Here is a 2,244-nt window from a genome sequence, read left to right on the forward strand (position 1 = left end):
GCGTAACACACACCCCCGCTGTCCCCCGGTCCCCGGTACGAATCCTTCGTACCGGGGACCGTCCGTTTACCGAACCCCCCTGACCGAATCCTGGTCTTGACGGACAGTCACCCTCTCGCTGAACATCAGGCTCGCACTGGCGCACCATCGTTCACCTGCTCTATCCCCGCACGTTCCGTCTCATCCCCAACGGAATCCCGGAGCCCCCACATGAGCCTGTCCGTCTCCCGGCGCCTGGCCGCCGTGACCGCCCTCGCGGTCGCGGGCCTGCTGGCCGCCACCTCCCCCGCCGCGCTCGCCGCGCCGACGGCCGCCACCGCCGCGCCGACGCCGCCCGACATCCCGCTGGCCAACGTCAAGGCCCACCTGGCGCAGTTCTCCTCCATAGCCGCCGCCAACGGCGGCAACCGCGCCCACGGCCGGACCGGCTACAAGGCCTCGATCGACTACGTGAAGGGCAAGCTGGACGCGGCCGGTTTCACCACCACGCTGCAGACCTTCACCTCCAGCGGCGCCACCGGCTACAACCTGATCGCCGACTGGCCGGGCGGTGACCCCAACTCGGTCCTGATGTCGGGCTCGCACCTGGACTCGGTGACCGCGGGGGCGGGCATCAACGACAACGGCTCCGGCTCGGCCGCCGTCCTGGAGACGGCGCTGGCCGTCTCCCGCACGGGCCTGCAGCCGACGAAGCACCTGCGCTTCGGCTGGTGGGGCGCGGAGGAGCTCGGACTGGTCGGCTCGAAGTACTACGTCAACAGCCTGCCGGCGGCCGAGAAGTCGAAGATCTCCGGCTACCTGAACTTCGACATGATCGGCTCGCCGAACCCGGGCTACTTCGTCTACGACGACGACCCGACGATCGAGCAGACCTTCAAGAACTACTACGCGGGCCTCGGCATCCCCACCGAGATCGAGACCGAGGGCGACGGCCGCTCCGACCACGCCCCCTTCAAGAGCGCGGGCATCCCGGTCGGCGGCCTGTTCTCCGGCGCCGACTACACCAAGACGGCCGCGCAGGCCCAGAAGTGGGGCGGCACCTCCGGCCAGGCCTTCGACCGCTGCTACCACTCCTCCTGCGACACCACGGCGAACATCAACGACACCGCCCTGGACCGCAACTCCGACGCCATCGCGTACGCGGTCTGGACCCTCGGGGCGGCCGCCACGGTCCCGCCGGGCCCGTCCTTCGAGAACACCGCGGACGTGAACGTCCCGGACTCCCCCGGCGCCGCGGTGACCTCGCCGATCACGGTCTCCGGCGTCACGGGCAACGCGCCCGCCACCACCAAGGTCGACGTGAACATCGTCCACACCTACCGCGGTGACCTGGTGATCAACCTGATCGCCCCCGACGGCACGGCGTACCTGCTGAAGAACTCCGGCTCGGACTCGGCCGACAACGTGATCGCCACGTACACGGTCAACGCGTCGAGCGAGGCCGCCAACGGCGTCTGGAAGCTCCAGGTCAAGGACGTGGCGGCGCAGGACGTCGGCTACATCAACAGCTGGAAGATCACCTTCTAGCAGCCCGGAGCCGCCGCCCCGCCCGCTCCGCCCGCCCTACGCGTCGTCCGCGTGGGAGCGCAGCGAGGCGGGCAGCGGTTCCTGGATGCGGGCGCGGAGCTCCTCCGCGACCGCCGCGACGTCCGCCCGGCCCAGCTTCGCGGCCTCCACCAGGTCGCCCAGCTCCTCGGGCGAGGGCAGTTGTCTGGCCCCGGCCACCCGCAGGTACGAGCGGGTGGCCGCGGCCGCGTAGAACTCGTTCATCGGGGATTCCAGCGCGGGGCACACGGCGAGGGTGTGCAGGAACGCGGCGGCCCGCCAGGCGGTGTCGGGGGCCGGCTGCTCGGGCACCATCACCAGGTCGTTCTGGTGGCGGGCGACGGCCGCGGCGACCCCGGAGGGGTCCCAGACGGCGGGATCCGACGGCAGATGGTGGGCCAGGGCGGTCCAGGCCCACTCCATGGTGATCTTCAATTGCCGAACCGCTCCTGGAAGTAGCCCCAGTGGTCGGCGAACTCGTCGATCCCGGAGAGGAACGTCTTGCGGTCCTCGTCGAGTTCACGCTCCGTGACCTCGGTGATCAGCGCGGTGACCGTCGTCCCCAGCGCCGCCGCGCGCGCCTTGAGGCGTTCGTGGAACTCTTCGTCCAGGCGGATGGTGACGTGTCTCGACATGGACCAAACGGTACAGCGGGCCCGCTGTACGCAGGGGCGGAACAGGACAAGGGTGGCCGGGGAC

The 2,244-nt window shown here is 70.4% G+C and carries 3 protein-coding genes; 1 reads left to right on the forward strand and 2 read right to left on the reverse strand.

Annotation, left to right across the window (positions count from 1 at the left end; translation table 11 throughout):
• The first annotated feature begins 210 nt into the window (after nt 1–210).
• The gene (locus ACFV0Q_RS40915; protein ID WP_385013110.1) at nt 211–1,527 is read left to right on the forward strand and encodes a M28 family metallopeptidase; all 1,317 of its coding nucleotides are present in this window, start codon (nt 211–213) and stop codon (nt 1,525–1,527) included.
• A 36-nt stretch (nt 1,528–1,563) separates the two neighbouring features.
• Here the strand turns inward: ACFV0Q_RS40915 and ACFV0Q_RS40920 are convergent, their stop codons facing one another.
• Together ACFV0Q_RS40920 and ACFV0Q_RS40925 are read right to left on the reverse strand one after the other, a co-directional pair.
• Nucleotides 1,564–1,980, reverse strand: a complete 417-nt coding sequence (locus ACFV0Q_RS40920; protein WP_385013112.1) for a hypothetical protein — start codon at nt 1,978–1,980, stop codon at nt 1,564–1,566.
• Nucleotides 1,977–2,180, reverse strand: a complete 204-nt coding sequence (locus tag ACFV0Q_RS40925; protein ID WP_385013114.1) for a hypothetical protein — start codon at nt 2,178–2,180, stop codon at nt 1,977–1,979. The genes ACFV0Q_RS40920 and ACFV0Q_RS40925 overlap by 4 nt, the downstream gene beginning before the upstream one ends.
• Nucleotides 2,181–2,244: the final 64 nt, after the last annotated feature.

Origin of the sequence: Streptomyces sp. NPDC059564 (assembly GCF_042735575.1) — a bacterium.
Taxonomy (GTDB): domain Bacteria; phylum Actinomycetota; class Actinomycetes; order Streptomycetales; family Streptomycetaceae; genus Streptomyces.

Excerpts from the sequence above, each read along its gene's own strand:
- ACFV0Q_RS40925 (WP_385013114.1), bottom strand. The coding sequence starts at position 2,180 with ATGTCGAGACACGTCACCATCCGCCTGGACGAAGAGTTCCACGAACGC.
- ACFV0Q_RS40915 (WP_385013110.1), top strand. The coding sequence starts at position 211 with ATGAGCCTGTCCGTCTCCCGGCGCCTGGCCGCCGTGACCGCCCTCGCG.